We start from the raw sequence: 3,940 nt of genomic DNA on the forward strand, positions 1-3,940 counted from the left end.
CGCTCTCTTACCCTGATGTCCAGCGAGGACGTCAAGGTGGAGATCTTCGCCGGGAGCTGGTACGTGTTCGTCACCAACTATGGGATTCAACCCCAGCTGATCACCCACGCCCGCGCTGACTCCCAACTGGCCATGGAGCTGGTTGTGATGTTCGAAGAACACAATAGCGCCATGCCCGAGGCCACCGCATGAAACGAACCCTCACCTTTCTGCTGCTGGCTTCGCTGTCCATGGCGGGCACCGTCACGGCAGCATCTGACGACACGGAACTCAACGCCATCGCCGCCAAGATGAAAGCCCGCAACATCGCGGTCGACAAAGTGCAGCGCCTGAGCAAGCACCTCATCGAGATGTCCATCAACGGTGAGACGGTCTATGCCACCCCGGACGGCGACATCATGCTGTTTGGCCAAGCCGTGCAGTTCGATAAGAACAACCGCCCGACCAACCTGACGGTGGCGGCGAGCTGGCGGCAGGCCGAAACGATGATTGCCGACGGCACTGCCATGACCTTCAAGGCCCCCAAAGAGAAGGCCAGTGTGGTCGTCTTCACTGACGTGACATGCGGTTACTGTCAAAAATTCCACTCCCAAGTGCCTGAGCTCACCGCCAAGGGGATCACTGTCCATTACGTTGCCTACCCCCGCAGTGGTCCCGGCACCCCTAGCTTTGAAAACATGAGCTCTGCGTGGTGCGCGGCCGATCCGCGTGAAGCCATCTCCGCCTTGTTCCTTGGCGGACAGGTGCCGAACGCCAAGTGCGCCAAGGGCAATGCAGTTGATAAGGGGTGGGCATTGGGCCAGAAGGTCAGCCTGCAAGGTACCCCGACCCTAATGCTGCCTGGTGGTCATCTGGTGACGGGCTATCACTCCGTGGAGGACATTATCAAAATGCTGGCCGTTCCCACCGCTTGATCCTGCGCGTTCACTCCTCCAAGGGCCTTCTCGCGGGGCCCTTTTCTTTCTCCGTTTTCACCTCACTCCGGGTGCGGCCATCAAGGGCGTCTTGTCCGACCTACGCCCTCCTCCAGGCCCGGCTCGTCGGCCGCGCGGACAGGCTCAGAGTCCACGAAGGACGGCAGCTACGCGCCGTGCTCCCTGGTGGCAGCCTTCTCCAATCCTTGGCACCCGGTTTCGTGATTATCTGGGTCAACCGCTTGACTTCATAAACGCTTACATATAGCGTTTATGTATAGTTAACATGTTTTCGGAGGTCACATGATCGCGGGTCTTGAACTCACTACTATCACCGCCCAGTTCCAGGGCCAGACCGTGAATGCCGCACAAGCCAACCCGTACAGCCTTCAGGCTGTTCAGGAAGCGATGATCGACCTTCAACTCAACCCTCAAGACTGTCTGCTCATCCTGCGCCGCAGCGTGAACAACGAGCTGACCGCAGAGGTTGACCCTTCCCCCACGGCTTATATCAAGGCGCTCAACGCCACCGGCCTGCATGTGCAGGGCTGTCTGGTCTACTACGGCGACGACTTCACCTACCACGGTAACGAGGTGGGTTATGATCTGGTGCCGTCCGCCACGGCCGACCGCTCTGTTGCCAACGTGGCCGCCGTCGTCATCGGGCTGACCCGCTATAAAGAGACCAAGCCGTACACCTACGCGCTGATTGACCGCTCGCAGCTGGATGCCGCCATCGACTACCAGAACGCCGAGTGCTACGGCGGAGTCGAGCAGAACGAGAGGACCATCAAAGGGCTCATGCTCAACGTCGCTATCCGGTTCATGATGAAATGGCAGATCAACTCCCGCTTCCCGTTCCCGACCGATTTCAGCGGTTACTTCCGGCTGCTGGAGGCGCATAACGGCATCGTTGAGAAGTGCCAGCAGGAGCGCCAGCGCCTCACCGCTACCTTATCGGGCTCCCTGCGCCGCTTTCGCTCTGTGAAGGCTATCCCCTCTACCATCGAAACCCTGATGGAGGCGGCTGGTAACCCGCGTCTAGCCGACACAATCCTGACCCTGTATGAGCCGCCCAAGCCCAAAGCCTGCGCCTTTGACTTTAATGACTTCGGGTTATAGAAATATTGCTTGCTGGCGTTTTTATCTGTTGGTAATATTTATCAAACAGACATCAGGGGGTTTTATGGATAGCATGATGAACAGTCTTGATACCAACCAACCGACATTCTCTTCGCAGATTATCGGTCAGCAAGCCACTGCCAGTGGCGCACGCACCCTGCTCCAAAACGCTATCAAGCCGGGTTATGACTCGGAGTGGAATACCCCTAACTTCCTCGACCGCGAGGGCAACCCGGTCCCTGGCATCTATGCCGACGTGGATAACGATGACTATCACGCCATCCCGGCGCTCAGCTCTTCCAAGCTCAAGAAATTTGCTCAGTCACCCGCACTCTACTATCGCGAGTATGTGGCTCCCCTGAGCCGTGCCAAGTCGGCCTCCACCGCTACCGCCTTTATGACCGGGACTGTCTCCCATGGCCTCATTCTTGAGCCTGAGCGCTGCGCCGACCTCTACTGGTATCACCTCAACCCCATCGACTACCCACAGGCGCTGCATACCGTCGCTGACCTCAAGGCCGCCATCGAGAAGCGTGGGCTCAAGCCCAAGGGCACGCTCAAATCCGGCCTGATTGAGCAGCTGCTGGCAGCCGACCCGGCCATGGCCGACCAGATCTTCGATGTGCTGGCCCATGAGCACCTGATGAAGCGGTTCCGCAAGCTCGGTTTGCCGTGGATGAAGCCCAACCCGGCTGACTATCCGGAGGCGTTGCTGTCCCTCAAGGACTACGAGAGTGCCTGCACCAAGAAGGGCCTCACCCCGGTGAGCGATGATCTGGACGACCTGTATGCCCAGTTGATCGTCATCGACCCGACACTGGTGACACATCACAACCTGCAAGCGGTGCATGAGGCGCGGGTGATGACCCTGCCCGCCTGCATCGCCTACATGAATGAGTTCGTGCTCGACCCCATCACCTATCAGGACGCCCATCGCGCCCGTGACTCGGTACGCCGCCACATGCGGGCTGACTCCCTGCTGCGTGACGGTATCGCGGAGCTGACCATGATTGCTCAGGATCCGGAAACCGGCATGTTCGTGAAGGCCAAGTTCGACTGGCTGCGCTACGACCTCATCTCGGTGGACCTCAAAACCACCCGTGACACCAACCCGGATCGCTTCACCTATCAGGCTCGCGACCTTGGCTATGACTTGCAGGATGCCTTCTATACCCACGTCGCCAAGCTGCTTGGCATTCAACTGCGCGGGTTTAGCTTCGTCTGTGTGGAGTTTGCCGACATGGACAACTGTGAGGTGTTTGAGTTCTCGGAGAGGGTGCGGGTGCGGGCTGAAAACAACCGCCGCTCGATGATGCAGGATCTGCAATTCTGTAAGAGCCGGGATTTTTGGTACGGCTACAACCCCAACCAGACCACCATGGTTTTAGACTGGTAGCCACAATCCAACCTGACCCATGACAGTGACTCTCCTGGGGGTGAGCTCATCACCCTCACAGTCCTCCCGAGACAATTTGCAAAAGAAAAGGCAAGCCCCGCATGGGAGCTCGCCTTTAAAATGTGCTGTTTTGCCCAAGAGAATGGGTTTTAATTGTGTCTTTGGTTCGTAATTGCACAGGTAGCCATTACGTGGGCGCATTATAACGACGTCCGTTCCGCATCTCTAGGTCCAACTCGCTTGCCAGTACCTGCCAGGTCACGCTCCCTCGGTATTCTCTCGCCGTCCTCGCAGGACATTTGCTCGCATCTCATACTGGGCTGTCCTTAGACCGGCAATGTGGTAGAGTCTTTCACGTACTGGCATTACTCCTCCGTGCGATCACGGATAGACGTTATTCATATACAGGACCTTAAGAAAACACTTCATTTGAAATTCCTTCTAAGGTCCTGTTCTGTATCGATTTTCGCTGCTTGGTTCGACGGGCATTTTTCGCCAAGTAAACGGC

At 57.5% G+C, this 3,940-nt stretch carries 4 protein-coding genes; all 4 read left to right on the forward strand.

All coding sequences use genetic code 11. The features are described from left to right. On the forward strand, window positions 1-192 hold a 192-nt coding region (locus PG883_RS22735; protein ID WP_270808313.1), incomplete at its 5' end, for a hypothetical protein. After that, complete coding sequence (locus tag PG883_RS22740) at window positions 189-914, forward strand: thioredoxin fold domain-containing protein (RefSeq protein WP_114522817.1); 726 nt, start codon at window positions 189-191, stop codon at window positions 912-914. The genes PG883_RS22735 and PG883_RS22740, both read left to right, overlap by 4 nt. A gap of 303 nt (window positions 915-1,217) precedes the next feature. Further along, complete coding sequence (locus PG883_RS22745) at window positions 1,218-2,036, forward strand: hypothetical protein (RefSeq protein WP_114522816.1); 819 nt, start codon at window positions 1,218-1,220, stop codon at window positions 2,034-2,036. Window positions 2,037-2,109: 73 nt separating this feature from the next. Further along, window positions 2,110-3,432 carry a PD-(D/E)XK nuclease-like domain-containing protein gene (locus tag PG883_RS22750; RefSeq protein ID WP_270808315.1) on the forward strand — a complete coding sequence of 441 codons (1,323 nt, stop codon included), beginning with the start codon at window positions 2,110-2,112 and terminating at the stop codon, window positions 3,430-3,432. Window positions 3,433-3,940: the final 508 nt, after the last annotated feature.

The organism is Aeromonas sp. QDB25 (genome assembly GCF_027707725.1).
GTDB classification, from domain to species: Bacteria; Pseudomonadota; Gammaproteobacteria; order Enterobacterales; family Aeromonadaceae; genus Aeromonas; species Aeromonas caviae.